General features: G+C 62.1%; 23 protein-coding genes, 1 tRNA gene, 1 pseudogene and 1 riboswitch. Of the genes and pseudogenes, 16 read left to right on the top strand and 9 right to left on the bottom strand.

Going from position 1 to position 25,359, the window contains the following annotated elements:
* Positions 1-26: 26 nt before the first annotated feature.
* Genes BUB54_RS06320 through BUB54_RS06310 form a run of 3 tightly spaced genes read right to left on the bottom strand, consistent with a single transcriptional unit; the run spans position 27 to position 3,158 of the window.
* Positions 27-239 (bottom strand): ribbon-helix-helix domain-containing protein, encoded by a 213-nt coding sequence (locus BUB54_RS06320; protein ID WP_048880195.1) that lies wholly within the window; start codon positions 237-239, stop codon positions 27-29.
* Positions 223-2,805, bottom strand: a complete 2,583-nt coding sequence (locus tag BUB54_RS06315; protein WP_048880196.1) for an MMPL family transporter — start codon at positions 2,803-2,805, stop codon at positions 223-225. The genes BUB54_RS06320 and BUB54_RS06315 overlap by 17 nt, the downstream gene beginning before the upstream one ends.
* Before the next feature lie 44 nt (positions 2,806-2,849).
* A complete protein-coding gene (locus BUB54_RS06310; RefSeq protein WP_048880197.1) occupies positions 2,850-3,158 on the bottom strand; it encodes a YggT family protein in 309 nt (102 codons plus the stop codon).
* A gap of 123 nt (positions 3,159-3,281) precedes the next feature.
* On the opposite strand from BUB54_RS06310, the gene BUB54_RS06305 reads away from it, so the two are divergent.
* A tRNA-Ala gene (locus BUB54_RS06305) sits at positions 3,282-3,357 on the top strand.
* A 150-nt stretch (positions 3,358-3,507) separates the two neighbouring features.
* Here the strand turns inward: BUB54_RS06305 and BUB54_RS06300 are convergent.
* Positions 3,508-5,775 (bottom strand): methyl-accepting chemotaxis protein, encoded by a 2,268-nt coding sequence (locus tag BUB54_RS06300; protein ID WP_158320160.1) that lies wholly within the window; start codon positions 5,773-5,775, stop codon positions 3,508-3,510.
* 245 nt (positions 5,776-6,020) lie between these two features.
* Here BUB54_RS06300 and BUB54_RS06295 point away from each other — a divergent pair, with 245 nt between their 5' ends.
* Both BUB54_RS06295 and BUB54_RS06290 read left to right on the top strand, forming a co-directional pair.
* Positions 6,021-6,233 carry a hypothetical protein gene (locus BUB54_RS06295; protein WP_139284813.1) on the top strand — a complete coding sequence of 71 codons (213 nt, stop codon included), beginning with the start codon at positions 6,021-6,023 and terminating at the stop codon, positions 6,231-6,233.
* A 36-nt stretch (positions 6,234-6,269) separates the two neighbouring features.
* The gene (locus tag BUB54_RS06290; RefSeq protein WP_048880199.1) at positions 6,270-6,740 is read left to right on the top strand and encodes a YbaK/EbsC family protein; all 471 of its coding nucleotides are present in this window, start codon (positions 6,270-6,272) and stop codon (positions 6,738-6,740) included.
* On the opposite strand, the gene BUB54_RS06285 is transcribed toward BUB54_RS06290, so the two are convergent.
* Positions 6,737-7,636, bottom strand: a complete 900-nt coding sequence (locus BUB54_RS06285) for a ketopantoate reductase family protein (protein ID WP_048880200.1) — start codon at positions 7,634-7,636, stop codon at positions 6,737-6,739. The two genes, BUB54_RS06290 and BUB54_RS06285, sit on opposite strands and share 4 nt — an antisense overlap.
* Before the next feature lie 86 nt (positions 7,637-7,722).
* Between BUB54_RS06285 and BUB54_RS06280 the strand changes: the two genes are divergently transcribed.
* On the top strand, positions 7,723-8,949 hold the full coding sequence (locus BUB54_RS06280; protein ID WP_048880201.1) for a transcription antitermination factor NusB: 1,227 nt from the start codon (positions 7,723-7,725) through the stop codon (positions 8,947-8,949).
* A 455-nt stretch (positions 8,950-9,404) separates the two neighbouring features.
* Here the strand turns inward: BUB54_RS06280 and BUB54_RS21100 are convergent, their stop codons facing one another.
* Positions 9,405-9,752: a hypothetical protein gene (locus BUB54_RS21100; RefSeq protein WP_052948439.1), complete on the bottom strand. Its 348-nt coding sequence runs from the start codon at positions 9,750-9,752 to the stop codon at positions 9,405-9,407.
* Positions 9,753-9,770: 18 nt separating this feature from the next.
* Here BUB54_RS21100 and BUB54_RS21095 point away from each other — a divergent pair, with 18 nt between their 5' ends.
* The 7 genes and pseudogenes from BUB54_RS21095 to BUB54_RS06245 all read left to right on the top strand — a co-directional run bounded on the left by BUB54_RS21095 (position 9,771) and on the right by BUB54_RS06245 (position 15,975).
* Positions 9,771-10,004 (top strand): hypothetical protein, encoded by a 234-nt coding sequence (locus BUB54_RS21095; RefSeq protein WP_217652446.1) that lies wholly within the window; start codon positions 9,771-9,773, stop codon positions 10,002-10,004.
* A 165-nt stretch (positions 10,005-10,169) separates the two neighbouring features.
* A pseudogene (locus BUB54_RS06270) lies at positions 10,170-10,696 on the top strand (IS630 family transposase); the annotation flags it as partial.
* Positions 10,697-10,964: 268 nt separating this feature from the next.
* On the top strand, positions 10,965-11,672 hold the full coding sequence (rpe, locus tag BUB54_RS06265; RefSeq protein WP_048877272.1) for a ribulose-phosphate 3-epimerase: 708 nt from the start codon (positions 10,965-10,967) through the stop codon (positions 11,670-11,672).
* Positions 11,669-13,276, top strand: a complete 1,608-nt coding sequence (locus BUB54_RS06260) for a heparinase II/III family protein (RefSeq protein ID WP_048877271.1) — start codon at positions 11,669-11,671, stop codon at positions 13,274-13,276. Before rpe ends, BUB54_RS06260 begins: the two co-directional genes overlap by 4 nt.
* Positions 13,277-13,280: 4 nt before the next feature.
* Positions 13,281-14,294 (top strand): UDP-glucose 4-epimerase GalE, encoded by a 1,014-nt coding sequence (gene galE / locus BUB54_RS06255; protein ID WP_048877270.1) that lies wholly within the window; start codon positions 13,281-13,283, stop codon positions 14,292-14,294.
* Between the two features lie 47 nt (positions 14,295-14,341).
* On the top strand, positions 14,342-15,478 hold the full coding sequence (locus BUB54_RS06250; RefSeq protein WP_048877269.1) for a glycosyltransferase family 4 protein: 1,137 nt from the start codon (positions 14,342-14,344) through the stop codon (positions 15,476-15,478).
* On the top strand, positions 15,475-15,975 hold the full coding sequence (locus BUB54_RS06245; RefSeq protein WP_082075552.1) for a CreA family protein: 501 nt from the start codon (positions 15,475-15,477) through the stop codon (positions 15,973-15,975). Before BUB54_RS06250 ends, BUB54_RS06245 begins: the two co-directional genes overlap by 4 nt.
* A 3-nt stretch (positions 15,976-15,978) precedes the next feature.
* Here the strand turns inward: BUB54_RS06245 and BUB54_RS06240 are convergent, their stop codons facing one another.
* A complete protein-coding gene (locus BUB54_RS06240; RefSeq protein ID WP_241869283.1) occupies positions 15,979-16,332 on the bottom strand; it encodes a hypothetical protein in 354 nt (117 codons plus the stop codon).
* A gap of 183 nt (positions 16,333-16,515) precedes the next feature.
* A riboswitch (ZMP/ZTP riboswitch) is annotated at positions 16,516-16,593 on the top strand.
* 24 nt (positions 16,594-16,617) lie between these two features.
* On the opposite strand from BUB54_RS06240, the gene purH reads away from it, so the two are divergent.
* The 5 genes from purH (at position 16,618) to BUB54_RS06215 (ending at position 21,216) form a co-directional block, all read left to right on the top strand.
* Positions 16,618-18,174, top strand: coding sequence for a bifunctional phosphoribosylaminoimidazolecarboxamide formyltransferase/IMP cyclohydrolase (gene purH, locus BUB54_RS06235; RefSeq protein WP_048877267.1), 1,557 nt, complete (start codon positions 16,618-16,620; stop codon positions 18,172-18,174).
* Between the two features lie 23 nt (positions 18,175-18,197).
* Positions 18,198-18,623, top strand: a complete 426-nt coding sequence (locus BUB54_RS06230; RefSeq protein ID WP_052948266.1) for a hypothetical protein — start codon at positions 18,198-18,200, stop codon at positions 18,621-18,623.
* Between the two features lie 181 nt (positions 18,624-18,804).
* Entirely contained in the window at positions 18,805-19,269 is a 465-nt protein-coding gene (gene rplM / locus BUB54_RS06225; RefSeq protein WP_048877266.1) for a 50S ribosomal protein L13, read from the top strand.
* Between the two features lie 4 nt (positions 19,270-19,273).
* A complete protein-coding gene (gene rpsI / locus BUB54_RS06220; RefSeq protein WP_048877265.1) occupies positions 19,274-19,774 on the top strand; it encodes a 30S ribosomal protein S9 in 501 nt (166 codons plus the stop codon).
* 155 nt (positions 19,775-19,929) lie between these two features.
* Entirely contained in the window at positions 19,930-21,216 is a 1,287-nt protein-coding gene (locus BUB54_RS06215) for a tyrosine-type recombinase/integrase (RefSeq protein WP_048877264.1), read from the top strand.
* Between the two features lie 242 nt (positions 21,217-21,458).
* On the opposite strand, the gene BUB54_RS06210 is transcribed toward BUB54_RS06215, so the two are convergent.
* Positions 21,459-24,599 (bottom strand): type I restriction endonuclease subunit R, encoded by a 3,141-nt coding sequence (locus tag BUB54_RS06210; RefSeq protein WP_048877263.1) that lies wholly within the window; start codon positions 24,597-24,599, stop codon positions 21,459-21,461.
* Positions 24,599-25,354 (bottom strand): abortive infection family protein, encoded by a 756-nt coding sequence (locus BUB54_RS06205; RefSeq protein ID WP_048877262.1) that lies wholly within the window; start codon positions 25,352-25,354, stop codon positions 24,599-24,601. Before BUB54_RS06205 ends, BUB54_RS06210 begins: the two co-directional genes overlap by 1 nt.
* Positions 25,355-25,359: the final 5 nt, after the last annotated feature.

Here is a 25,359-nt window from a genome sequence, read left to right as displayed (position 1 = left end):
GCGGCGCTTCCCGGATTTTTGAAATTTTACGCCAGGGGCCTTGTGTCCGTCAGGGCAAACACCCGCAGGGCGGAGGCTAACGGGCGGCTGGGTACGCGCTGCGCGTCCACCCTCGTCACCAGCGCTGAGAGCGTCTCGCCCTCACGCTGCGCGATCTCCCCCAGCACCGCCCAGAATTCCGGCTCCAACGCCACACTGGTCCGGTGCCCTGAGAGCGAGAAGCTACGCTTTTCCAGCATCACCCAGCGTATGCAGCAAAGCCGGCAGAAACACGAAAGTGGAAATCAACACTGCCGCGAGGCTGAGGAACAGCAGATCCCCCATGCTCGCCGTGCCCCGGTCCGCCGAGAACGCCAGCGAACCAAACGCCGTGCCCGTGGTGAGCGCTGAGAACAGCACCGCCCGCGCCGTGGCCGACGCCAGGAAGTTGCGCATCCCCGCCCGGAAATTCATCACGAAATACACGTTGAACGAAACCCCAACTCCCAGCAGCAGCGGCAGCGCGATAATATTGGCGTAGTTGATGGACATGCCCGCCAGCTTCGCGAACAAGGCGGTCAGCAGCGCGGAGAGTGCCAGCGTGGCCAGCACCACCAAGCTGTCCCGCAAATTGCGGAACACCAGCAGCAAAATCAGCGTGATTGCCACAAAGGCCAGAATGGCCGCCTCTTTGAACGCGCCCAGAATCGTGCCCGCCGTGGCAATGGTGGAAATAGCCGGGCCGCCCGCATTGGGCGCGACCTTCAGCACCGCCGCCGCGAATTTATGCAGCCCCTTGGTGCTCTGCCCCGCCGCGGTGGGGAAAGCTTCCACCCTCACTCTGCCATCGGGCAGGAACCAGTCCGCCTTGATCTCCTGCGGTAAACTCGCCTCGGTAATCGGCTTCGCATTCAGGCTGGCCGTCAGCCCTTGCAAGGCGTCCGGCAGAAACCGGGTCAAAGCTGCGTTCATCGCCAGAATTTGCGCGTCACTCTTGCCTTGCAGAGTCTTCAGAGCGGCGCCGATCCACAACAACTCGTTATCCTTGGGCAGCTTGGCTGCCACTCCGTCAATGGCGGTGATGGTCTGCGCCATCGCCTGGCGTATCTGCTGCGCCGTGACCGGCGTTTGCGGCGGGTTGGCGGCATCCTGCAAAGTAGGCGCCAAAATGGTCCTGGCCTGGGCCAGCATCGCCAGCTTCTGGGCCTGCTGCTGCGGCACAAAGGTTGCGCCGGAAACCGCTTGCGCCACCTCCGGCAGCTTACCCAGTCTGTCCGCCAGCGCCCGCGCCGCGCTAATATCCGGCGCCAGCGCGTCGGCATAAAACGGGTTGGTCTGCGGGTCCGCGAGCAGCGTGTGCAGCGTGCGCATACTCTCGGTGTTCGGGTCTTTGGTGTCGAGCGGGTTGGCGTCGAAATTCAGCGTCACCGCGGCCACCGCGCCCGCCAGCGCCAGCACGCTGAACAGCGCCAGCACGCCGCGCCGGTGGCGGTGCAGATAATCATCCACCACCGCGCCGCCGGGCAGCCCCACGGGCACGGTTTCGGGCTTTGGCGCGAAAATTCTGAGCAAGGCGGGCAAAAAGCTGATGGTGCAGAAAAAGGCGATGAACATACCCGCCCCGGCAATCTCACCCAACTCCGCCACCCCCACAAAAGCGGTGGGCGAAAACGCGAAAAACCCGCAGGCCGTGGCTGTGGCCGCCAGCGCAATCTGTCCGCCCGCCTGCCGCGCGGTTTCACTCAAAGCCGCGCCCAGCCCCGGCACCATGTGCCGCACCGCGCGCAGCCGCACGCTATACTGAATCGCGAAATCCACCGCGAGCCCGATGAACAAGATCGCAAAGGCCACGGAGATCAGATTGATGACCCGCACGAACACCGCTGCATAGGTCATGGTGAGCGCAAGCCCCATGATCAGCGTCAGCAAAATTGGCAAAATTAGCCGCACGGAGCGCAGCGCCAGATACAGCCAGAGCGCAATCAGCGCCACGCTGATAATACCTCCCAGCACCAGCCCATGCGTCAGCGAGGCGAATTGCTCGTCAGACAGCGGAATCTGGCCCGTATAATCCACCGTGACCCGCCCGGCTTTTACATCCGGCAATCCCTTGGCAATTCGCATTAGCGCCGCCGTGGCCACCCCTCCGGGCTGCAACGTGCCCTGGTCCAGCTTGGGGTGCGCGAGCACGAACTCCGCGCCGCCCTGCCCAGTCACGCCGCCCATGATCAAGCTTTGCCAGGAGAGCGGCACAGGATGCCCCGCCGCTGCCGCGTCCAGATTTTTCCGCACCCCGGCCAGCGCGCCGTTATAGGGCGAGATATCGCTGCCCGCCTGCACGCCCTGGGCGATTAAAGATAGCCCGGCAAACAACCCGCGCGCGGACGGGTCCGCCGCCAATTGCCCCAGAAATGGCTGCGCCGCGACAATCTGGCCGAGCATTCCCGCCAGTCTGTTCACCGGCAGCAGCATCAGCCCCTCATCCTGGTAGAAGCTGCTCCCCGCCGGATAACGCGAGTCCTTGAAATATGTTTTATCCGCATTCAGAGCCGCGTTGAGTTGCCGGGCAGTCTGTTTGGCTTCCTCGGGCGTGGCGCCCCGCACCACTGCCACGATCAGGTCGTTGAATTGCGGAAAATTCTTATCCTGCTCAATCTGCGCCTGCCGCCACGGCAAGGAGCTGGAAAACAGATGGTCCGTATCGGTATCGATGGTCAGATGCCGCGCGGTATAGGTCAGCCCCGCCGCCGCCGCCGCCAGAAACAGCAACACGCACACAACGGCCTGCCGTCGCGCCGCGCTGACAATGGCAATAATGATCGGCACACTGACCCCCTGATCTACGCGGCGCTGAGATAAGTGTCTGGAGCCTAGAAGGCCAGACCAGATGTGGCCAACCGGACATACAGATCAGCCAGCACCATTTGTAATGCCTCCAACAGCAGAATGGCGATCACCGGCGAGATATCGATATTGCCCATATACGGCACAAACCGCCTGATCGGCCGCAAAACCGGCTCCGTGATGCGATTCAGAAAATCCCCGATCGTGTAAACAAACTGGTTACGCGGATTTGCAACGCCAAACGCCACCAGCATGCTCAGCACCGCCGCCGCGATAATCGCCAGGACCATCAGATGGATCACCTCGCCCGCCAGCCAAAAAATCGCGTTCACCATGGTTTTCCCCAAAAATTTCGTCGCCCCGAGACCTAGCGGCAGGAATGTGCGGAAGCAATGTTGACTTCCACTTCCGAATGCGTCACATGCCGCCCCCACATGGTAACCGCACCAATGCGGGCCGGGGCTGTAGCTCAGTTGGTAGAGCGCGTCGTTCGCAATGACGAGGTCAGGGGTTCGATTCCCCTCAGCTCCACCAAATTCCCAAAAAATTTATTTTCTAGACTATAGTCATAATGTCGCAGCATTGCGTCCTGCGTCTGCATTGCTGGGTCGCGCCATCTGCCTAGCAAAAAGCCCGCATCCTGCGATGCGGGCTTTCAAGGGTCAGTTTACCGGTAGAGGGGCGTTAAAACTCGCTCCAATCATCCGTCCCTGCGGGCGCAAGCGGCCGGGCCGCTTTCACGGGGGCCACCGCGCGCTTGGGGGCAGCAGACTGCTTTTTCTGCCGCGCTCCGGTCTGAAACTGCCCCACCAGCCGAGCCAATTCCTCCGCCTCATCAGTCAGGGAATGACAGGAGGCCGTGGCCTGCTCCACCATCGCGGCATTTTGTTGCGTTACCACATCCATCTGGCTCACGGCGCTGTTCACCTCATTCAGCCGCAAGGCCTGCTCCTGCGCTGATGCGGCGATTTCGGAGATCCGCACATTCAGCCCGGCCACCTGACGGACAATCCGCTCCAGCGCCGCCCCGGTCTCGCCCACCAGCTTCACGCCATTTTCCACCTCGGTGCCAGAGGCGGCAATCAGCGCCTTGATCTCCTTGGCGGCATCGGCGGAACGCTGGGCCAGCGCCCGCACCTCCGTGGCGACCACGGCAAAGCCGCGCCCGGCATCACCCGCGCGGGCAGCCTCCACCCCGGCATTGAGGGCCAGCAGGTTGGTTTGGAAGGCAATCTCGTCAATCACGCCGAGAATTTTGCCGATTTCCTTAGAGACGCTCTCAATTCCCGCCATGGCCTTCACGGTGTTCCCTACCACGGCGCTGGATTGTTCGGCGTCGCTTTCCGCCGCCTGGGCCAGCTTGCGGGCCTCGCCAGCGCCGTCGGAAGTCGCTTTCACGGTTTCGGTAATCTCGCCCAGCGCGGCGGCGGTCTGCTCTAGGCTTGCGGCCTGCTGCTCCGTCCTGCGGGAGAGATCATCAGCGGCCTGGGCAATTTCCGTCGCCCCGGCCCGCACGCCATGGGTGGTGGTGGAAACCGCCTGCATCGCCTCTTGCAGCTTCGTCATGGCCTGGTTGAAATCCGCCCGCAGCCGCTCATAGTCCGGCGCAAATGCCGTATCGAGCCGGACCATCAGATCACCCGCCGAAAGACGGGACAGCCCATGCCCCAGCGCCTCAACCACTTGGCCTTGCGTCTCAGCGGCGGCCATGCGCGCGGCCTCGGCCTCTGCGCGCACCTGCTCGGCTTGCCGGCGTTCTTCAGCGACGGCGGCTTCGTGGCGCTGCCCTTCCTGCAATGTGTGGCGCAGCCCTTCCAGCGCGACGGCGATGGTGCCGGTCTCATCCTGCCGGGCTTGGCCGGGGATCTGGCGGCTGTAATCACCATGGCTCAGCGTTTCCACAGCGCCCAGCAGCCCGGTCATCGGGCGGCGTACCAGCAGCCGAGTCAGCCCGTAAAGCGCGCCCAGAACCAGCAACAATGTCAGCACCCCGCCGCCAATCATCGCCCAGGTGGCATGCCGCACGGGTGCCGCCAGCACAGCCGCCGGCACGTCGATAATCACCGCCCAGGTGGCATGCAATTTCGGCACCGCGAAGGGGTAGATGATACGGTCAATCTGCCCTTTGTCGAAATCGCTCAGAATTTGCGGCTGGCCATCCGCCAGCGCGGTTTTCAAGGCCTGCGCGCCCTCGCCCTGATAAGGCTGCATCAGCAAGGCCTTGTCCGGGTTGGCGATCCAGGCACCGTTTCCGGCCACCAGCATCACCCGGCCCTGACCAAACGGCCGCAGCGCCGCCAGCATTTTCGAGAGCCAATCCAGGCGCACATCCACCCCTGTCACCCCAATCAGCTTCCCCGCCACAATCACGGGATACGCCACCGACACCATCAGCTTATGATTGCCTGAATCCTGATAAGGGTCGGTAATCGCCCCTTTGCCGGAATTGGCCGCCAGCGTGTACCAGGACTGGGTGTAATCCACCGGCGTCGCGGAATATTGCAGGCTGCCATCCGCCCCTTTGGTCCAGTACGGGTTGAACTGCCCCTTGCTATTATTCCCCGGCGCATTGGGGTCCTGCTTGCCGTCGAACCCGTCCGGGGCTTCCTGCATCCAGGAGCCGAAAATATCAGGGTAGCGGGTTTCGTTCGTTTTCAGCATCTCCACCACCATGGCCCGGTTGCGCACCCCGGCCTTGAAGGCCGAGATGATCGCCCCCGCCATGGAATTCACCGCCGAGCCTTCCTCGGACAATTTGGCGCTGATGGAATTGGCGACACTTTCCGCCTGCAGCTTGGCCTGCGTGTTCACCGCGCTGGCCACTCGCTCGCGCGTTGTCATGGCAGCAATCAGGATCGCGCCCGCCAGAATAACGGCAAATGCCGCCCCGGCCACGCTGATCAGCTTGGTTGAGATTGAGTTAAAAATCATAGTCCGCGAGGGAGGAGTCATCCGTTCACTTCCTGCTATCTGGATAATGCGGCTCGACCCTATGTAGCCCCGTACTAAGGCAGAATTAACAACTCTTTTGATACCGAAACACACCATCAAACTTATAGGCTTTCCTCCGGTCCAGGTTCCAGGCGCAAAGCTGATGGCTAGCCGCCGCTATTGTGCAGCGCGGCAGCTAGCCGCATTTGAGTATTTTCCGGCGCGCTCCGGCGCTGGTTGGTTCAGCTTCATCTGGGACGATCGAAATGGACGCTTCCGCCTGCCCTAATTCCTTCGAGGCTTATTACACCCCCGCCTGCGGCAATGCCGGACTGCCGGCGGCACCGCCAAGCGACCCAATCACGCCCGTGGCCATCTCATGGCACATGGTTCCGCTCTCCCCCACGGCCACGCAGCTTGTACTGGTGCTGCTAACCATTTTGCTGGCCACCTTGCTTGCCAGCAAGCCGCAGAAATAAAATGGTCCTGACATAAATTGTAAGGAGATGCCGCTCATGAGCCTGGACTCCGTCCGCGCCTTTCTGGCGGAGCACGCCCCGGACCTCACTATTCTGGAGCTTGCCGACAGCACCGCCACCGTCACCCTAGCCGCCGCCGGACACGGGGTAGAACCCGCGCAAATCGCCAAAACCCTGGCCCTGCGCGCGGGGGACCAAGTTGTGCTGCTGGTGGCGCGTGGCGATGCGCGGCTGGACAACAAAAAAGCCCGCACCGCCTTCGGCGCCAAGGTCAAGATGCTTCCGCCCGAGGAGGTTGCTACCCTCACCGGCCACCCGGTCGGCGGGGTCTGCCCTTTTGGCCTCGCCACGCCTTTGCCGGTTTATTGCGATATCTCCTTGCAGGTATTCGACGAGGTTCTACCCGCGGCGGGGTCCACCCATAGCGCGCTGCGCATCAGCCCAGCACGGCTGGCCACGCTGACCCAGGCCGCCTGGGTGGATACCTGCCAGCTTCCCGCCTGCTAAGCCTCTCCCACCCGCGTTTCCAGCACTTTCACAACGGCCAGCAGCGCCTGGTTCACCGGGGTGGGAATACCCTGCGCCACCCCCAGCCGGACGATATGGCCGTTGAGATACTCAATCTCCGTCCGCCGCCCACGCATTAAATCCTGCGCGGTGGAGGAAAGCTGCCCGGCCATGCCCTGCGCCGCCGCCAGCACCGTCTCCGCCTGGCCCCGCGGCAGGCTCACTCCGCATGCCGCCGCCACCGCCTCGCACTCCGCCACCACATTACGGATCAGCGTTTCCACCTCCGCCACCGCCACAATCTGCCCATATGGCGCTTGCGTCATGGCGGAGATGGCATTGTAGGCGCAGTTCAGCACCAGCTTGGTCCAAAGCACAGCTTCAACATCGGCGGAAATCGTGGTGGGGATCGCCGCCTCCCGCAACAGAACAGCCAGCGCCTCCACGCCCGGCCCTTGGCCGAGAACCAGCTCTCCGCGCCCATTATGCCGCACGTGCCCCGGGCCGGCCATTTCAGCCGCCAGATACACCCCCGCGGGCAAAACAGGGCGGCCCAGCACAGCTGCGAGACCCTGGGCATTGCCCACGCCATTCTGCAGACTCACAATCACCGCCTCCGGCGCCAGATAAGCCCGCATTGCTTTGCTTGCCGCTTCGGTATCGGCGGATTTCACGCAAACCAGCACCAGTTCCGCACCGGCCACGGCCTCAGGCAACGCACTGGCCGTCACAAGCACATAGGAGGGTGCGGGCGCACGCTCCAGCAGCAGCCCGCGCGCGTTCATCGCCTCAACATGCGCGGCCCGGCCGATCATCACCAGTTCGTGCCCCGCCTTGGCCAGCAACGCCCCGAAATAACACCCCACCGCACCGGCACCCATCACCGCGATCTTCATGGCAGCCCCTTTTCAACTTCAGCGCCCGACCAATGGCCGGAACGGTGCCACTATGCTAGGCGCAACGTCCGAACCCAAGGACCATCATGACAGACCCGACCCGCGACGCCGCTTACGCTCTCTTGCACGCCGTTTTCTCCAAGGGGCGTTCGCTCGATTCCGCGCTGGATTCCCTCCCGCGCATCGAGGCACGGGACAAAGCGGCCGCGCACCGCCTCGCCGCCGCCGTGCTGCGCCATGCGGGCACGCTGGATGCCGTGCTGGAGCCTTATCTGCGCCGCGAGCCACCGCCGGAAATCCGTACCATTCTCCGCATGGGCGCGGCGGGCCTGCTGTTTCTGGGCACCCCGCCCCATGCCGCCGTCGGCACCGTCGTGGCCCTCACGCGCAGCAAGAAGCTCGTGCCCTTCGCCGGACTGGTGAACGCCGTACTGCGCCGCGTGGTCGGCGCCGCGCCGCACGCGCTGGACGAGTTGGACAAGCCTCGTCTCAACACCCCTGCCTGGGCCTGGACAAGCTGGGGCAAGGAAGCCCGCGCCATCGCCACCGCCCATGCGCAGGAGGCCCCGCTCGACATCTCCGCCCTGCCCGGCTTCACTCCCGAAGGCGGCACGGCCCTACCCACCGGCTCCTGGCGTTTTCCCGCCGGTACGCCGGTTGCCGAACTTCCCGGCTTCACGGAAGGCAAGGTCTGGGTCCAAGACGCCGCCGCTGCCCTGCCCGCCAAGCTGCTGGCCCCGCAACCGGGTGAGCGCGTGCTGGACCTGTGTGCCGCACCGGGCGGCAAAACCGCACAGCTTTGCGCGATGGGGGGCGACGTCACGGCGGTTGAACGCGACAAAGCCCGCATGGCAACATTGCGCGGTAATCTCGACCGGCTGCACCTGAAGGCCGAGTTGGTCACGGCGGACGGCACACAATGGCATCCCGCCGCCCCTTTCTCCGCCATTCTGCTCGACGCCCCCTGTAGCGCCACAGGCACAGTCCGGCGCCACCCGGAGCTTCTGCATCTGCGCAAACCCCGCGACATAGAGGCCATGACCGTCGCGCAAGACGCCCTGCTGGACGCCGCCACTCAGATGCTTACCCCCGGCGGACGGCTGATCTACGCCGTCTGCTCCCTGCAACCACAAGAGGGCCCCGCCCGCATTGACGCCGCCTGCGCCCGCCTCAACCTAAAACGCGATCCCCTGACCCTGCCTACCCTGCCCGAAGCCGTAACCGGCCAAGGCGACATCCGCACCCACCCCGGCCTCTGGGCCGAACAAGGCGGCATGGACGGGTTCTTTATTGCAAGGCTGGTTCGTGCCTGACAGACCAGCCCAACCACGCACCCGCAGCGGCGCATAAGGGGAACAGCAGCAATCCTGTTAAGTTATAAACTTTAACCGTACAGCCCCCCGTCCGCCACAAAAGCTCCGCCAGAAATACTTTTACGCCTTTAAGGCTCGTGGCCAAAACCTTCATGGTCACGGAAAGACCGGCCAAGCTGACCGTGAAAATCATCCGCGGCATGGACCTCAAACGCTGGTCCGCCCAAATCCGCCAAACCACGATGAGCAACAGCAAACTGATAAGATCCTGGCAAGCTGAGGCAACCTGAACTGAAACTCCGATTGATCTCAGAAGATAACTCACTGTAAATCCTACCGCTGGGCTTACGGGTAAGATTGACAAGCGTTTTCGCTGGCTTTTGTGTTATTTTTGTTCCGCGCGAGTGACCTCGTGGCGAAGAGCGGCGCGTCGGCTGAGAGCGCCGCCAGGTTGCCTAATCACGCCCTGCCGGATTGAGGCGCTCGCGCACCGTGTTCCGCGGTCGTTGTGTTTTCCAATTTTCTATAAGGTGTTCGTAGCTACATTCCGCCTGTTCGGCCAGTTGCCGTTCCCGATCCCGCAGTTCCTTGACGTTGCAAGCATAGCTCGCCCCTCTCCGGTTGTCCTTCCTTTGGGGTAGGCCAGCCTGGAGTTCCATGGTGCGCATCTTGTTGGTCACCAGCGCAGACAGGGCCCAAAGATAGTCCTCCTCCTTCGTGAGGAGACGCCAGCAAAGGACCGTCAGCTTTCGTGCCAGCGCGACCGCCGCGATTTGCAGGCCGCGCTTGGCGCGGATGCGCATGAAGTGCGCACGAAGAACGTGTGTAGCGGCCCCGGCGCCTTGGCTGCTGCCCAGGTCGCCTCGACCAGCATGGCGCTCAATGGCGGCGCGTTCATCGGCAGGCACCGGCTGGCGGGCCAGCCAATCCCTGCCACGGGCGTTGAACAGGTCAGCATGCGGACATTTCGGGATCAGGTGGACGTGAAGGATGGAATGTACCTCGTTCTTGATCCGCGTCCGGTGCCGGACAACTTGGTAGCGCCGCGCCACTAGGCTGCGAATGCGCTCAGTCGCCGGGTCTGGCGTCCAGATCTCTGGTAACAACCCTACCGCATGCAAGCTTGCCAGAGTGCGCGCGTCAATCTCACGTGCGCATGGACGATCGCCTTCACCAGCAGCGGATTGGCGATGATCACCCGCGCCACGAAGGGTGAGAGCACACAGCCCTTACTACCGATGCGGCCCGGCCAGCCCGAGCGGCACCCCCACGACTATAAGCGGCGCGTAACCACCTCGCTGTTTGCCGCGCTAGAGGTAAAGGCGGGGACCATTATCGGCAAATGCATGCCCCGCCATCGCTCACAAGATTTCCGCAAGTTTCCTCGACGAGGTCGAGCGCAACGTGCCCGCCGATCTCGACATCCATGTTGTCATGGACAATTACGGCACACACAAAACAAAGCTGATCCGCAACTGGTTCGTCAAGCGGCCACGCTGGCATGTTCACTACACACCGACCTCGGCGTCATGGATCAATCAGGTCGAGCGTTTCTTCGCCTTGCTGACAGATCGGGCCATCGGGCGCGGTGTGTTCCGGTCTGTCACCGAACCCGAACGCGCCATCACCACCTATATCGATACCAACAATGCCGATCCAAAGCCGTTCAGATGGACCAAGAGCGCCGACGATATCCTCGGCCTCAATTCAACGATTCTGCCTGCAATCCATTACACGAAATGCCTAAAATGCAGACAACTTCCGAATCAGGACATTAGCCGACACGCCCCGCCAAGGCGGCAAATAAATGACGTAAGTTACATAAGTCGCCACTAAACGCCACAGATAAAATACGGCTATAATGGAAATGCAAAAATAAGCCCTAAACAGACTTCCGGCTTTTCCTCTTCCACACTGACTTAACTGCTCATGGCGCCGTTAGATGCCCTGCTCTGGTATCGCGATCAACCAGCCCGCTTGTCTCCGCCGCGCCCTGGCGGGTACAAATAACTACCATGATCACCTCCCCGACTCGACCGCTCATCGCCCCATCCCTCCTCGCCGCGGATTTCGCCCGGCTGAAGGAGGAAGTTATTGCCGTTGAACAGGCCGGAGCGGACTGGCTGCATCTGGATGTTATGGACGGGCATTTCGTCCCCAACATCACATTTGGCCCGCTGGTGGTGAAGGCGCTGCGCCCGCACACCAAAATGCCGCTGGACGTGCATTTAATGATCGCCCCGGCGGACCCGTACGTCACCGCCTTTGCCGAGGCTGGGGCGGATCATATTTCCGTCCACCCGGAAGCCGGGCCGCATCTGCACCGCACGCTGCAACTCATCCGCTCCCTCGGTAAAAAAGCCGGGGTGGTGCTGAACCCCGCCACCCCCATTGAAGCCGTGGTAAACGTACTGGACCTGACTGACCTGATCATGGTCATGACCGTCAATCCAGGCTTTGGCGGGCAGGCTTTCCTGTCCTCCCAGCTTTCCAAAATCTCGGCGCTGCGAACGCTCATCGACGAGTCGGGCAGGGATATCGTTCTCCAGATTGATGGCGGCATCACCGCCAAAACCGCCCCCGCCGTTCTGGCCGCGGGTGCCACCTGCCTTATCGCTGGCACGGCAGTTTATGGCGCGCCGGACTACGCCGAGGCCATCACCGCCATCCGCGAAGCCGCCCCGCCTCTGCCGCCTGAAACCTTTCACAGCCCTGGCGGATGAGCGAAGGCCCGCCCTCCCCTAACGGCTTTAGGCGTCAGGCCCGGGCCTGGTTCACCAGGCTGCAAAACCTGCGCCCCACCACCGGGCCTGATGCGCCTGCCCTGTCGCTGCGCGACCCCTGGCCCGGTGACCCCGCCCGCGGCGCGCGGCTGGTCAAGGCTGAACTGGAATTTGGCGGCGCCGTCCTGCCCCTGCATCAAGATATTTTCGCCGCCGCCCCCGGCGCCACACGGCTGCTGAGGGCGCATCTGCACGGCTTCACTTGGCTACGCGACCTACGCGCCCTGGGCACGGACGCCGCGCGCTCCCGCGCCCGCACCCTGGTGCTGGACTACATGGACACCCCCAAGCCGGAGCCGATCACCCACGCGTCACATGTCGCGGGCGCCCGGCTGGCCTCCTGGCTCGGCCATTATGATTTCTTCGCCGCCTCGGCGGATGATGAATTCCGTCAGGCGCTCATGGGCAAGCTGGTGCAGGATGCCCGCCTGCTCTCCGCCGCCTTGCCTGCTGAGTTTCTCGATGGCCGCGCCCTCACCGCGCTCAAGGGGCTCACCGCCGCCTCCATCGCCATGCCTGAGCATGTGCAGCACCTACCGCGCACGGTAAAATTCCTGGTGCCGGAGTTGGCCCGGCAATTCCATGCCGATGGCTGCCATATCGAGCGCAGTCCCGCCGCGCATCTGCTGGCGTTGCAAGACCTCACGGAAATCCGGGCTTTAATGCAGGCGGGCGGCAAGGCACCGCCCACGGAACTGGTCACCACCATCGAACATGCCGCCTCCGCCATGCGGGCGCTGCGTCATGGGGATGGCGGACTCACCCTATTCAACGGCTCCAAGGAGGAGTTGGCCACCCTTGTTGACCTCGTGCTGGCCCAAGCCGGGCGGGCGCGCGGCACGTTGTCTCACCTGAAAGCCTGCGGACTGTTCCGCATCGCGGCCGGTAAATCCACCTTGTTCATGGATGCCGGGGCCCCCACCGCGCCAGGGCTAGACCGTTTCGCCCATGCTGGCACGTTGGGGTTTGAGTTCTCCTTCGGCAAAGACCGCCTGATCGTGAATTGCGGCGCCGCCCCGGCTTTGGCGGGGGACTGGTCCGCCGCCCTGCGCGCCACCGCCGCCCACTCCACCCTGGTCATCGCCGACACCTCCTCATCGGAAATCAAGGAAACCGGCCTCGCCCGCCGCCCACTAAACGTGAATGTCACCCGGCAGGACGCGGGCGGCATTGGCTGGATAGAGGCTAATCACGATGGCTGGAGCCCGCTTTTTGGCGCCATCCATCACCGCCGGCTGGGCCTGTCTGAAAATGGTGAGGAACTGCAAGGCGAAGACCTAATCGAATCAGAAACCCCGCAGCCCTTCGTCATCCGCTTTCATCTGCATCCCAACGTCATCGCCAGCCTGGCGCAGGATGAGGAAACCGTGCTGCTACGCACCCCCTCCGGCCTTGGCTTCCGGCTGAAAGCCGAAGGCGCTGCCCTCCGCCTGGAAGACAGCGTCTATTTTGGCCAGTCCGAGCCGCGGCGGGCGGAACAGATCGTGCTGCCCGGCCATCAGGACGGGCCGCAACATATTAAATGGACCATCACAAAGGCCTGATCCCATGCGTATTCTGCTAACCGGCGGCGCCGGTTATATCGGCTCCCACACCGCTGCCGTACTGGCCCAACGCGGCCACGAGATCATGATTCTCGACAATTTCGCCAATGCCGAGCGGGACGTGCCCGCCCGCCTGAAGCAGCTCACCGGCCAGGACATGACGGTGATCGAGGCTGATATCCGCGACACCGAAACCGTCACCGCCGCCCTAAAGGCGCACCCGGTTGAGGCCGTGATCCATTTCGCGGCGCTGAAGGCCGTGGGCGAATCAGAAGTCGACCCGCTGCTTTATTACGACATGAACATCATCGGCACGATCCGCCTGCTGCAAGCCATGCAGGCGGCGGGGGTGAACCGTATCGTGTTCTCCTCCTCCGCCACAGTTTACGGCCAGCCGGATTCCACACCTATCTTGGAGGACGCCCCCACCCGCGTCGAAAATATTTACGGCCGCACCAAGCTGGTGATGGAAGACCTGATTCGCGACCTCGCCCGCACGGGCAAGCTGAAAGGGGCGGCCAATCTGCGCTATTTCAACCCGGTCGGCGCGCACCCTTCCGCCCTCATTGGAGAAACCCCGCGCGGCGTGCCGAATAATCTCATGCCTTACGTCACCCAGGTGGCCACCGGCGAGCGCCCGCACCTCAACGTGTTCGGCAACGACTATCCCACCCGCGACGGCACCGGCGAACGCGACTACATTCACGTCATGGATCTGGCCGAGGCCCACGCCCTGGCGGTAGAGCATATCCACGCCAACGACGTGTCCGTCACCGTCAATCTCGGCACCGGCAACGGCACCACGGTGCTGGAGCTGGTCAAAGCCTTTGAAACCGCTACGGGCCGCGAGATCCCCGTCAACATCACCCCCCGCCGCCCAGGTGATGTCGCTAGCTACTACGCCAACCCCGCTTTGGCCGCACAGCTTTTCGGCTGGCAGGCGGCGCTCAATGTCGAGGATATGTGCCGTGATGCCTGGCGCTGGCAGGCGAAGCGCGCAGGCATCAACGACGTCTAATCCACCCTCGTCTTTCCCTGACCCGGCGCATGGCTTAAACGCGCCGCATGTCAGACAAGCGCCCCACCCTCATCTTCCTGCTGATGGAGGACTGGTTCTTCGCCTCGCATTTCTGGGCACGCGGGATGGCGGCGCGGGCGGCGGGATGGCGGGTTATTCTGGTCTCGCGCCAAAGTGCGGCGGCGCGCGAGATCGAAGCCTCGGGCATCGAGTTCATCCCCGCCAATCTGGACCGTAAACGCCTCAACCCGTTTGCCGAGCTTGCCTTCTCCTTCTGGCTGGCGCGACTTTACAAGCGCCTGCAGCCGGACATGGTGCATCATGTGGCGCTGAAGCCGATTATCTTCGGTGGCATTGCTGCCCGGCTGGCGCGCGTGCCCGCCGTTGTCAACGCGCCGGTGGGGCTCGGCTTTGTCTTTTCCTCGGACAAGCTGTTGGCCAAGCTGCTGAAGCCACTGGTCAAATACGGGCTGCGCCTGACCATGAGTCCCCGGCGCGGCATCGCCATCTTCGAGAATCCGGACGATCTCAATGCCATGGTCGAAGGCGGCATGGTTGAGCGGGCGCGTACCCGGCTCATTCGCGGTGCGGGGGTGGATGTCACCCGCTTCGCCCCCACCCCCGCACCGGACGGCCCGGTGCGGATTGTGCTGGCGGCGCGCATGATCCAGGAAAAAGGCATCCCTGATTTCGTCTCGGCGGCACGGCGTCTCAAGGGCCAGGCGGAGTTCTGCCTCGCGGGCGCGCCGGACCTTTCCAACCATAACCCTGTCACGGAAGCCGAACTGAAAGACTGGGAAGCCGAAGGGGTCATCAAATGGCTCGGCCCGGTGAAGGACATAGCCGGGCTGCTGCGCCAAACACACATCTTCACCCTGCCCTCTACCTACCGCGAAGGCCTGCCGAAAGCGGTTCTGGAGGCAATGTCCGCCGGCCTGCCCGTGGTGGCCACGGACATTCCCGGCTGCCGCGAGGCCGTGGTGAATAATGAAACCGGCTTTCTCGTCCCGCCCCGCACCCCGCAAGCCCTGGCGGACGCGTTGGAAACATTAATCAACGACCCCGCCTTGCGCGCCCGCTTCGGTGCCGCGGGCCGGGCACGGATCGAACAGAGTTTCTCAGACGCGATCGTCTGCCAGAGCACGCTGGACATTTACGAAACGCTACGAAAGGATCAGCCATGAAAAAATTCCTCTGGATGGCCCTCGCCACGCTGGCCGGGCTTGGCGTCATTGCTTTCCTGTTTTTCTGGCTGGTGACCCCTAATCAAGGGGACAAAAAGGAAATCGGCGCGATCAGCACAAATTTCCGCCTGCTCGGCCCGAATGACAAAGTGGTGGTGGAACGTTTCGACGACCCGAAAATCCCGAATATTTCCTGCTACGCCGCCTCCGCCCATACTGGCGGCATTGCGGGCAGCGCGGGGCTTGCCACCAGCCCCAGTGAATTTTCACTCAACTGCATCGCCCGCGGCCCGGTGGTTCTGCCCGCTGATCTGCCGCACCAGGAACAAATCGGCTCCATTTCAGCCTCTTTATTCTTCAAACATTTCATCCTCACCCGCATTGTCGATAACAAGCGCGACACGGTGATTTATGTTCTTACCAGCACCAAGGTGCTCAAGGGCTCCCCCGCCAACGCCATCTCCGCCGTGGCGGCGCAACCCGTCCCCGCCAGTTGAAACTTATTGAGAGGGCGACAACTCGGCCAGATCCTCATTCACTTGGTCCAGCTTCTCCTTCGTCAGCTTCCCGCCAGACAGCGAAGCAAGCTGCGACAAGCTCATCGCGCAAAACAGTTCATAATGCGGGTTGTTCATCACCCCCGGCACGTCACGGTCCAGCACGGCCTTGCCCCGTTCATTGGCGGCAATCCGGTCGATCGGTGTATGCACCGTAAAAGCTGCTGGCTGAATCGGCTCGTAAGCCGTCTTGGCGCTGACTTGGGGGGGCGTGCAGCCGCCCAGGCAAGCCAGCCCGGCTATACCAAACATCAGGATGCTCTGCCGCGCCTCAGCCATTCCTGTCAGCCTGCGCATTTTAACAACCTCCTAAACCCAGATAATCAGCATCTTAGCGTGACCGTGACTTCAGTATAGCGCAATATTTGCTTACACTGCGATAAATTTGCCACAGTTAATGTGTTTTAAAATTCAGACATGCCCGCTTTTTTCCTTCCGCTGTTCAGCTTGCATCCGCTTATGGCCCATGCCAAACCGCGCGCGCCTTCACGTAACTGGCGCTCAGATGGTCACCATCGGGGAGCGTGAGGGAAACTGCCGCGCGCCTGGGCATAGCAACGTCGTATTTAACGGAGCCGCCTCGTGTCAGATATTGTTCCCATCCGCACCGCCCTGATTTCCGTGTCCGATAAATCCGGACTCGTTGAGTTCGCGAAGGCGCTGGCCGCCAGGGGCACCAAGATTCTCTCCACCGGCGGCTCGGCCAAGATGCTGCGCGAGGCCGGAATCGCCGTAACCGAAGTGTCGGAACATACCGGTTTCCCTGAAATTCTGGACGGTCGTGTAAAAACCCTTGTACCGCAGGTACATGGCGGCATTCTCGGCAAGCGGCACGACCCCAGCCATATCGCCCAGATGGCCGAGCACGGCATCGCGCCCATCGACCTCGTGGCGGTCAATCTCTACCCGTTCGAGGCCACCGTGGCCCGCAACGCTGAATTTGATGACTGCATCGAGAATATCGACATTGGCGGCCCGGCCATGATCCGTTCCGCCGCGAAGAACCATGAAGGCGTCACCGTTCTGACCGAGCCGTCCCACTACGCGCGGGTTCTGGAAGAAATCGACGCCCATGGCGGCACCACCCTGTCCACCCGCCGCAGCCTGGCCGCCGCTGCTTATGCCCGCACCGCAGCTTATGATTCCGCCATCTCCAGCTGGTTCGCCGCCCAGCTTGGCGAGAGCTACCCGGACCGCTTCTCATTCTCCGGCGCCAAGAAGCAGGAGCTGCGCTACGGCGAAAACCCGCACCAGTCGGCCGCGTTCTATACCTCCTCCCCTGCGCGCTTTGGCGTGGCCACCGCCACCCAGCATCAGGGCAAGGAGCTCTCCTACAACAACTATAACGACACCGACGCCGCTTTTGAGTGCGTGGCCGAGTTCGATGAACCGGCTGTAGTGATCGTCAAGCACGCCAACCCTTGCGGTGTTGCCACCGGCACCAGCACCGCCGCCGCCTGGGATCTGGCGCTGGCCTGCGACCCGGTTTCCGCCTTCGGCGGCATTGTGGCGCTCAACCGCACGCTGGATGAGGAAACCGCCACCAAGATCGTCACCATCTTCACCGAGGTGATCATCGCGCCGGACGCGACTGAGGGCGCCAAGCAGGTGCTCGCCGCCAAAAAGAACCTCCGCCTGCTTACCACCGGCGGCGTGCCCAGCCCGACCCAGGAAGGCATGACCTTCAAATCCCTCGCGGGCGGCTTCCTGGTGCAAAACCGCGATGCTGGGCGCGTCACCGCCGAGGCGCTCAAGATCGTCACCCAGCGCGCGCCCACCGCAGCGGAGCTGGAGGACATGCTGTTCGCCTTCCGTGTGGCCAAGCATGTGAAGTCCAACGCCATTGTCTATACCAAGAACCGCGCCACCATCGGCGTTGGCGCCGGGCAGATGAACCGCGTGGATTCCGCCCGCATCGCCGCCTGGCGCGGTAAGGAGGCCAAGCTGGACTTCACCGGCTGCGCCGTGGCGTCCGATGCGTTCTTCCCCTTCGCTGATGGGCTTGAAGCCGCCATCGCGGCCGGGGCCTCCTGCGTGATCCAGCCCGGCGGCTCAATCCGTGATAAAGAGGTGATCGAGGCCGCCAACAAGGCCGGAATCGCCATGGTCTTCACAAATATGCGGCATTTCCGGCACTAATCCGCTATAAGGAGCTTATGCCAATGTCCTTGCCTCTCACCTTGCCGGACTGGATGCCGGGCTGGCTGTTTCTGGCACTTGCCGTGCCGGCGCTGCTCTGGTTCCTCGCTTTTTTGGTGGTGCCGTTCAGCGTTTTTGGGGTGAAGGCAAGGCTGGAAGCCATAGAAGGCGAACTGGAAGACCTGCATGAGGAATTACGGGTCATGCAATTGCGCGCCGCCGGTGCCCTGCCCGTCGCCGCCCGCAGCATGGACCCGTATGACGATGTGCCGCATTTCGGCCAGCTCAAACGCAGCCGCGCGGCCCAGGCTCCGGTGGAAGAACCACCTGCCCGCCCGCCAATCCCCACCTCGCAGCCGCGCGGCGTCACGGGGCGCGAGTCTTCCGCCCAGCGTGAACGCCCCGCCGTCCCACCCCGTCCACGCCGGACGGAACCGAGGCTCGACTAAGCCAAAGCCGCCTTTTTCTCCAAAGGCGGCTTTCCTTTTCTCCGAGGTGTGGAAAAAACCCCGATTTTTCTTGGTATCCGCACCCGCGCGGAATGTGTGGTATTAAATTACCACAACCCGAACCTCTTGACCCCAACCGCGCTTTTGCTCATAAGCCCGCTACTAGTTTTTGGGTGAGAATATGAAAACGACGATTTCCATCAAACCCGCGGACGTGAAGAAGGACTGGGTCCTGATTGACGCCGAAGGGCTGATCCTGGGCCGCCTCGCGGCTATCGTAGCTAGCCGCCTACGCGGCAAGCACAAGGCCACCTTTACCCCCCACGTTGATTGCGGTGACAACATCATCATCATCAACGCCGACAAGGTGAAAGTGACCGGCAAGAAGGCGGAAGATTCCGTGTTCTACTACCACACTGGCTTCGCTGGCGGCATCAAGGGCCGTTCCATCAAGGAACGTCTGGCTGGCAAGAACCCGGAGAGCGTGGTCGAGAAGGCGGTTGAACGTATGATCACCCGTGGTCCGCTGCAGCGCCAGCAGATGAAGAACCTGTATGTCTATGTTGGCCCTGAGCACCCGCACGCTGCCCAGCAGCCCAAGACACTCGACGTCGGCGCGCTGAACTCCAAGAACAAGAGGGCCTGATTCCATGTCCACCACCACCAATTCCTTCGCTGATCTGAAGGACCTGCAGGCCGCCGCTGAAACCACCACCGCCACCCCGGACGCTCAGCCCCAGACGCGTGAACCCAAGCGCGACTCGCTCGGCCGCTCCTACGCCACCGGCCGCCGTAAGAACGCCATCGCCCGCGTGTGGGTGAAGCCCGGCAAGGGCGAGATCATCGTGAACGGCAAGAAGGCCCCGGTCTATTTCGCCCGTCCGGTGCTGCGCATGCTGATCACCCAGCCCTTCTTGGTGGCTGACCGCTACAACCAATTCGACGTGTATTGCACCGTCACCGGTGGCGGCCTCTCCGGCCAAGCCGGCGCTGTGCGCCACGGCATTTCCCGCGCTCTGTCGCTGTACGAGCCGGAACTGCGCTCCATCCTGAAGGCCGCTGGGTTCCTCACCCGTGACCCGCGTATGGTCGAGCGTAAGAAGTACGGCAAGCCGAAGGCCCGCCGCTCCTTCCAGTTCTCCAAGCGCTAAGTCTTAGGCTTCAAATTATTCAATTAGAACAGGGGCTTGATGAATATCAGGCCCCTGTTTTCACATTCACAGACGCTTTACAGACCCTTGTTTCCAACGCTGTTTCCAGTTAGCGTTTTGCACAGAACTTTCACAGAAATTGTGGAGTTTGGATCATGGTCGAGAGCTTCTACCAGCAAGCCCACCGCCTCAGGGATGGGGCCGTCATGGTGTACCGGCGAGGCGATACCAACCAGCAGGTCTATCAGGCCCGCCTGAAAATTCCCGGCGTCACCGGCTACATCATCCGGTCCCTCAAGACCCGCGACCTTCCCACCGCCCTCAACCTGGCTGAGGACCTGTTCTACGAACTCCGGGCCGAACAGAAGCTCGGCGTGGATGTGAGAATCGCCGGGAATCTCAAATTCAAGGACCTATGGAAGCGCTTCTACAGCGCTCATGAAACCGGCCTGTCGGTTCATCGCCGGCGGCTGCACAAGTTCATGTCGGAGAAATATTTTATCCCTTTCTTCGGGGAAGCCCGCGTGAACGACATGCCTGACGCCTTCGTCGAGCAATATTGGGATTGGCGCATCAATTACCACAATCCTGAGAAATGGGAGGACGACGAGGACATTCCGGCCAATGCCGCCCGCGTACCCGCGCAAAAGACACTGGATATGGAGGCCGGGATGCTCCGGCAGATATTCCGCTGGGGTAAGCGCATCGGCTTCGTCAAACGCGAACCCTGGATCAAGGCCACCAAGGTCAAGCACACCAAAGGCGTGGAGCGCAGACCGTCCTTCGATGAAGCAGAGTGGAAACAGATCTATACCTACCTGCGTGAGTGGGTGAAGGAGGGGCTGGTTTTAACCCCGGAAGAGCGGGGCGGCCGGCTGCACCGCTCCGGCCCGAATGCGATGCACCGCTATCAGCGCGAGCTTCTGCGCAACTACCTTCTCTTCATGGCCAATTCCGGCCTTCGGCCGAACGAAGCCCGGCAGCTCTGCTGGCAGGACCTGCGGATAGAAAAGGACACCGAGAACAAACCCGCACTCGTTGTGGAGGTCGCCCCCACGACCAAGACCGGCGCGCGCACCGTTGTCTGCCGTGAAGGGACGCAAGCCTATCTGGACCGGCTCAAACAACTCTCGCGGCACATCGAGCCTGGCGATCTGGTATTCTGCGGCTATGACGGCAAGCCAGTGGAAAACTTCAACAAGACGTTCGCCAGCATCCTCTCGCGCTTGAAGCTGCTCGACGACCGCTGGGGCAAGCGGCGGACGGTTTACAGCCTGCGGCATTTTTATTGCACGCAATGCCTGCTGTCCGGCATCCCGGTCCACATCCTCGCCAAGAACATGGGGACGTCGATTTCCTACATCGAGAAACATTACAGCCACGTGCTGACGGTGATGCAGGCGAAGGAGCTACAGACAAAGAAATTCAAGGCAAAAGCCTAGGATCGCCATTCGTATTAATGCCGATAGGCGCGGGCGTCAGATGACGCCTTCTATTATCCGCCATGAAGATGGCGGCTTCAAAGCGCCGCCCGAAGGGGCGGCGCGGATTGGGCGTGGAGCCCATTTCTTCCTCCCTCGTCTGACAGCTTCACGTCCATAGGAGCACGTCACCACGCCAGACACATGACCCGATAACTACGCTTACATCATAGCCCTACGGCAAGTTCCATTTCGCGATCCGATTACGCCGCCCAACTGGCCGACAGGGCCTCTGCTTGACGGAGGACTGTTTGCACAGCGGCATCTTGGAGATCTGGTGGATAGCCGTGTTTGCGAAGGATTCGTTTTACCAGCACCCGCATTCGAGCACGAGCGCTCTCGCGGTGTGACCAATCCACGGTGACGCTGCCCTTCAGGCTGACAAGGAGTTCGTGTGCCACCACTTTAAGAGAGTCGTTGCCCATCAGTTCGACTGCGCTCTCGCTTTCGGCCAAGGCGTCATAGAAAGCGATTTCGTCCTGCGACAGCCCTTCATCTTCACCGCGCTTGCGGGCGGCGCGAACTTCCTTGGCGAGGTCGATCAGTTCCTGCAACACCTCGACGGTGCTGATTGCGTTCGTGTGGTAGCGGGCGATAGCGGCCTCCAGGCGCTCGGAAAAGCGCTTGGTCTCGACCACGTTCGTTTTGCTGCGGGAGCGGATTTCATCGTTCAACAGCTTCCGCAAGGCCTCAAGCGCGAGGTTTTTCTTCTCGAGCTGCTGAACCTCGGCGAGGAATTCGTCAGACAGGATTGAGATGTCCGGCGTCGCAATGCCTGCCGCTGCGAGAATGTCCACAATCTCTGTGGAGACGACCGCGCGATCGAGGATTTGCTGAATCGCGAACTCGCGATCGGCCGCGCTGTTGCCAGCACCATCGACCGACTTCACGAGAGCGGCACGCACCGTTTGAAAGAAACCTACTTCATCCCGGATTGCCCGGGCTTCATCGCTCGCCGATGCCAAGGCGAAGGCTTTTGAAAGGGCGAGGACGGCATCCTGATATCGGCGGTTCTCCCGACGCTTGCCTTCATCGCTGGTCTCGCGCGCCGCCGCTTCATGCTGGCGCGTCAAAATCCATTCGATCGCTTCGGCAAGCACGATCAATCGTTCTTGCGGCGTGCCAGCCAAGCCTCGCGCATAGTCGAAGCCGTGATACATCGCCTTCACGACCTCGAACTTCTCAAGCAGCACTGCGACCGCTTCGGCCTCATCGATTCCGGCCTGGCGCTGATCGGAACCAGAATACTGGCCGAGTGCGTTCTTGAGGTTCTGGGCGATGCCGATGTAGTCGACGACGAGGCCGGCAGGTTTGTCGCGGAAGACCCGGTTTACCCGGGCAATGGCCTGCATCAGTCCATGGCCCTTCATGGGCTTGTCGATATACATCGTGTGCATCGACGGCGCGTCGAACCCGGTCAGCCACATGTCCCGGACGATCACGAGCCTCAGCGCATCCTTCGGGTCTTTGGCGCGCTTCGCTAAAAGATCGCGCCTGGCCTTGGTGCCGATATGCGGTTGCCAGCCCTGCGGATCAGCAGCCGAGCCAGTCATCACAACCTTAACCGCACCTGCGGCGTCGTCGTCGCTGTGCCAATCAGGCCGGAGCGCGATGATCTGGTTGTAGAGCGCCACACAGATTCGGCGGCTCATGCAGACCACCATCGCTTTGCCGTCCATCGCGGCAACGCGATCGTCGAAGTGCCGCACCAGATCGGCGGCCACCATCGCCAGCCGCCTCTCGGAGCCGACCAGCGCTTCGACGGTCGCCCACTTGCGCTTGATCTTCTCCTGTTCTGTGACCGCTTCGTCTTCGGTCAGCTCCTCGATCTCCGCATCGATTTTAGGCTTCTCCTCGTCGGGAAGCTCGATCCGGGCAAGGCGGCTCTCGTAGTAGATCGGGACCGTGGCGCCGTCTTCCACCGCCCGGCTGATGTCGTAGACGTCGATGTATTCGCCGAACACAGCAGGCGTGTTGACATCGTCCTTTTCGATCGGCGTTCCGGTGAATCCGATGAAGGACGCGTTCGGAACGGCGTCGCGAAGATACTTCGCAAAGCCGTAGGCGATCTCGCCGGTCTTCTGCTCGATCCGCGCCTTGAAGCCATATTGGCTCCGGTGGGCTTCGTCGGCGATCACGACGATGTTCCGTCGATCCGACAACATCGGATAGGTTGCTTCGCCGGTTGCCGGCGAGAACTTCTGAATGGTCGTGAAGATCACGCCGCCGGAGGCACGACTCAGCGCCGATTGCAGATCCTCGCGGCTGTCCGCCTGAATGGGCGTTTGCCGGATCAGATCGCGGCACATCGAAAACGTGCCGAAAAGCTGGTCGTCCAGATCGTTGCGGTCGGTAATGACGACGATTGTCGGATTCTCAAGCTCAGCTCGCCGCACAAGCTGCCCGGCATAGAACGCCATCAGCAGGCTCTTGCCTGACCCTTGCGTGTGCCAGATCACCCCGACCTTTCGGTCCCCCTGGGGTGCCGACGCCTCAACGGTCTTGTCTACGGCGTGCCGCACGGCATGAAACTGATGATAGCCCGCAATGATTTTCGCGAGGCCCGAACCTGTCTCGCCGAACACCGTAAAATCGTGCAGCAGATCGAGCAGGCGGCGCCGCTCGAAAACGCCTTCAATCAGGATATTGAGTTCCGGCTGGCCCTTCGCAGCAATGACTTTGCCGTCCGTGGTGCGCCAGGGCATGAAGCGCTCTTGATCGGCGGTCAGCGAGCCGACGCGGGCCGTGATGCCATCCGAGGTGACAAGGACAGCGTTCGTTCGAAAGAGCGAGGGAATTTGCGCTTTGTATGTCTGAAGCTGGTTGTGGGCACCGGCAAGCGTCGCGTTCTCGCCGCCTGGCGCTTTCAGCTCGATCACCCCAAGCGGCAGCCCGTTGATGAAAACGACGATATCCGGCCGCCGGTTGACGCTGCCCTCGATGACCGTGAACTGGCCGGTCGCCAGCCAGTCGTTTGCGGCAAGATCGTCGAAATCGATCAGGCGAACCTTGTCGCCGCGGATCGTGCCGTCTTCGCTATAGAATTCGACATCGACGCCTTCGACCATGAGCTTGTGAAGGCGGCGGTTCTCTTCGACGAGCGACGGCTTCTCGGTGGCCAGCACCTTGCGCAGGGCGTCACCGCGCGCCTCAGCCGGGATCGTGGGGTTCAGCCTTTCGATGGCCGCGGCCAGGCGCTTGAGGAGAACGACATCGGCATAGGCCTCGCGTTCGGGTGCCTTGCCGTCAGGGCCGATCTCAGCGTCGGTAGCGAGCGCGTACCCAAGGCCACCGAGATGATCGAGCACCACCTGTTCAATGGCGGCTTCGGAAAGATAAGCCATCAGGCGACCTCCGCGTCTTGAGGCGCAGCGGCCTTGGCTTCACGACAAGCATTGAGCACCAGCTTGTAGGCCTCGCGGTCCACTCCGAAGAGCAGGCGAGACGTTTCGATCGCCAGCGGCACCTCTTCACCGTCGGGAAGGACGACAACCGCGCGGATGAGGCTTTCCTCATCGAGTTCCGCCCGCAGCGTCGCGAACTCATCGATGATCGCATTCGAAGCTTCGAAGCGCTCGTAGGGTTCGAACGTGCGAACCGGGTCGGGCTCGCGTTCGAGATAGGCCTCATGAAGGAAGGTGACGATCGCATCCGCTGCGAGCAACGCTGATCGCCGATGATGGGCGGAAAGCTTCTTGCTCAAGCCTTCCTTTCCATGACTGACGGTTCCGGCAACGTCACGGAATTTCCCGAGTACTTCGGTCAGGTTGTAGTGCTGCGATATCACCTTGCTGAAGGGATCATCGCGGCGTTCGACGATAGCAAGCAGACGAAAGGCCGCCGAGACCCAATTGTTGAAGCTCGGATGAGCGTTCCGAATGGGGCTGTCGGGCCACTTGTCGATCGGGTTCAGCGGATCGTCCAATTCCTGGATCAACAATCGACAGGCGCATTCCACAAAGCCTTTGGCCGCGTCGATGCAAGCGTCGTTCTCGTCGGCGAACTCGCGTTCAAGCGTCTCGAACGTCTGTTGCAGCATCGGCGCGTGCCGCCAGTGAGTGCAGAACGCTTTGATCCCGGGATACCAGTCCGCCGACATCGCGA

It is taken from the genome of Acidocella aminolytica 101 = DSM 11237, from assembly GCF_900129125.1.
GTDB classification, from domain to species: Bacteria; Pseudomonadota; Alphaproteobacteria; order Acetobacterales; family Acetobacteraceae; genus Acidocella; species Acidocella aminolytica.
The sequence above is the reverse complement of the archived record's forward strand: the minus strand, read 5'-3'. Positions and strand labels throughout refer to the sequence as shown.

Coding starts and splice junctions, on each gene's coding strand:
- BUB54_RS06320 (WP_048880195.1), bottom strand. CDS start 239: ATGCTGGAAAAGCGTAGCTTCTCGCTCTCAGGGCACCGGACCAGTGTG.
- BUB54_RS06310 (WP_048880197.1), bottom strand. CDS start 3,158: ATGGTGAACGCGATTTTTTGGCTGGCGGGCGAGGTGATCCATCTGATG.
- BUB54_RS06300 (WP_158320160.1), bottom strand. CDS start 5,775: ATGACTCCTCCCTCGCGGACTATGATTTTTAACTCAATCTCAACCAAG.
- BUB54_RS06295 (WP_139284813.1), top strand. CDS start 6,021: ATGGACGCTTCCGCCTGCCCTAATTCCTTCGAGGCTTATTACACCCCC.
- BUB54_RS06290 (WP_048880199.1), top strand. CDS start 6,270: ATGAGCCTGGACTCCGTCCGCGCCTTTCTGGCGGAGCACGCCCCGGAC.
- BUB54_RS06285 (WP_048880200.1), bottom strand. CDS start 7,636: ATGAAGATCGCGGTGATGGGTGCCGGTGCGGTGGGGTGTTATTTCGGG.
- BUB54_RS06280 (WP_048880201.1), top strand. CDS start 7,723: ATGACAGACCCGACCCGCGACGCCGCTTACGCTCTCTTGCACGCCGTT.
- BUB54_RS21100 (WP_052948439.1), bottom strand. CDS start 9,752: ATGCGCATCCGCGCCAAGCGCGGCCTGCAAATCGCGGCGGTCGCGCTG.
- rpe (WP_048877272.1), top strand. CDS start 10,965: ATGATCACCTCCCCGACTCGACCGCTCATCGCCCCATCCCTCCTCGCC.
- BUB54_RS06260 (WP_048877271.1), top strand. CDS start 11,669: ATGAGCGAAGGCCCGCCCTCCCCTAACGGCTTTAGGCGTCAGGCCCGG.
- galE (WP_048877270.1), top strand. CDS start 13,281: ATGCGTATTCTGCTAACCGGCGGCGCCGGTTATATCGGCTCCCACACC.
- BUB54_RS06250 (WP_048877269.1), top strand. CDS start 14,342: ATGTCAGACAAGCGCCCCACCCTCATCTTCCTGCTGATGGAGGACTGG.
- BUB54_RS06245 (WP_082075552.1), top strand. CDS start 15,475: ATGAAAAAATTCCTCTGGATGGCCCTCGCCACGCTGGCCGGGCTTGGC.
- BUB54_RS06240 (WP_241869283.1), bottom strand. CDS start 16,332: ATGCGCAGGCTGACAGGAATGGCTGAGGCGCGGCAGAGCATCCTGATG.
- BUB54_RS06230 (WP_052948266.1), top strand. CDS start 18,198: ATGTCCTTGCCTCTCACCTTGCCGGACTGGATGCCGGGCTGGCTGTTT.
- rplM (WP_048877266.1), top strand. CDS start 18,805: ATGAAAACGACGATTTCCATCAAACCCGCGGACGTGAAGAAGGACTGG.
- rpsI (WP_048877265.1), top strand. CDS start 19,274: ATGTCCACCACCACCAATTCCTTCGCTGATCTGAAGGACCTGCAGGCC.
- BUB54_RS06215 (WP_048877264.1), top strand. CDS start 19,930: ATGGTCGAGAGCTTCTACCAGCAAGCCCACCGCCTCAGGGATGGGGCC.
- BUB54_RS06210 (WP_048877263.1), bottom strand. CDS start 24,599: ATGGCTTATCTTTCCGAAGCCGCCATTGAACAGGTGGTGCTCGATCAT.
- BUB54_RS06205 (WP_048877262.1), bottom strand. CDS start 25,354: ATGTCGGCGGACTGGTATCCCGGGATCAAAGCGTTCTGCACTCACTGG.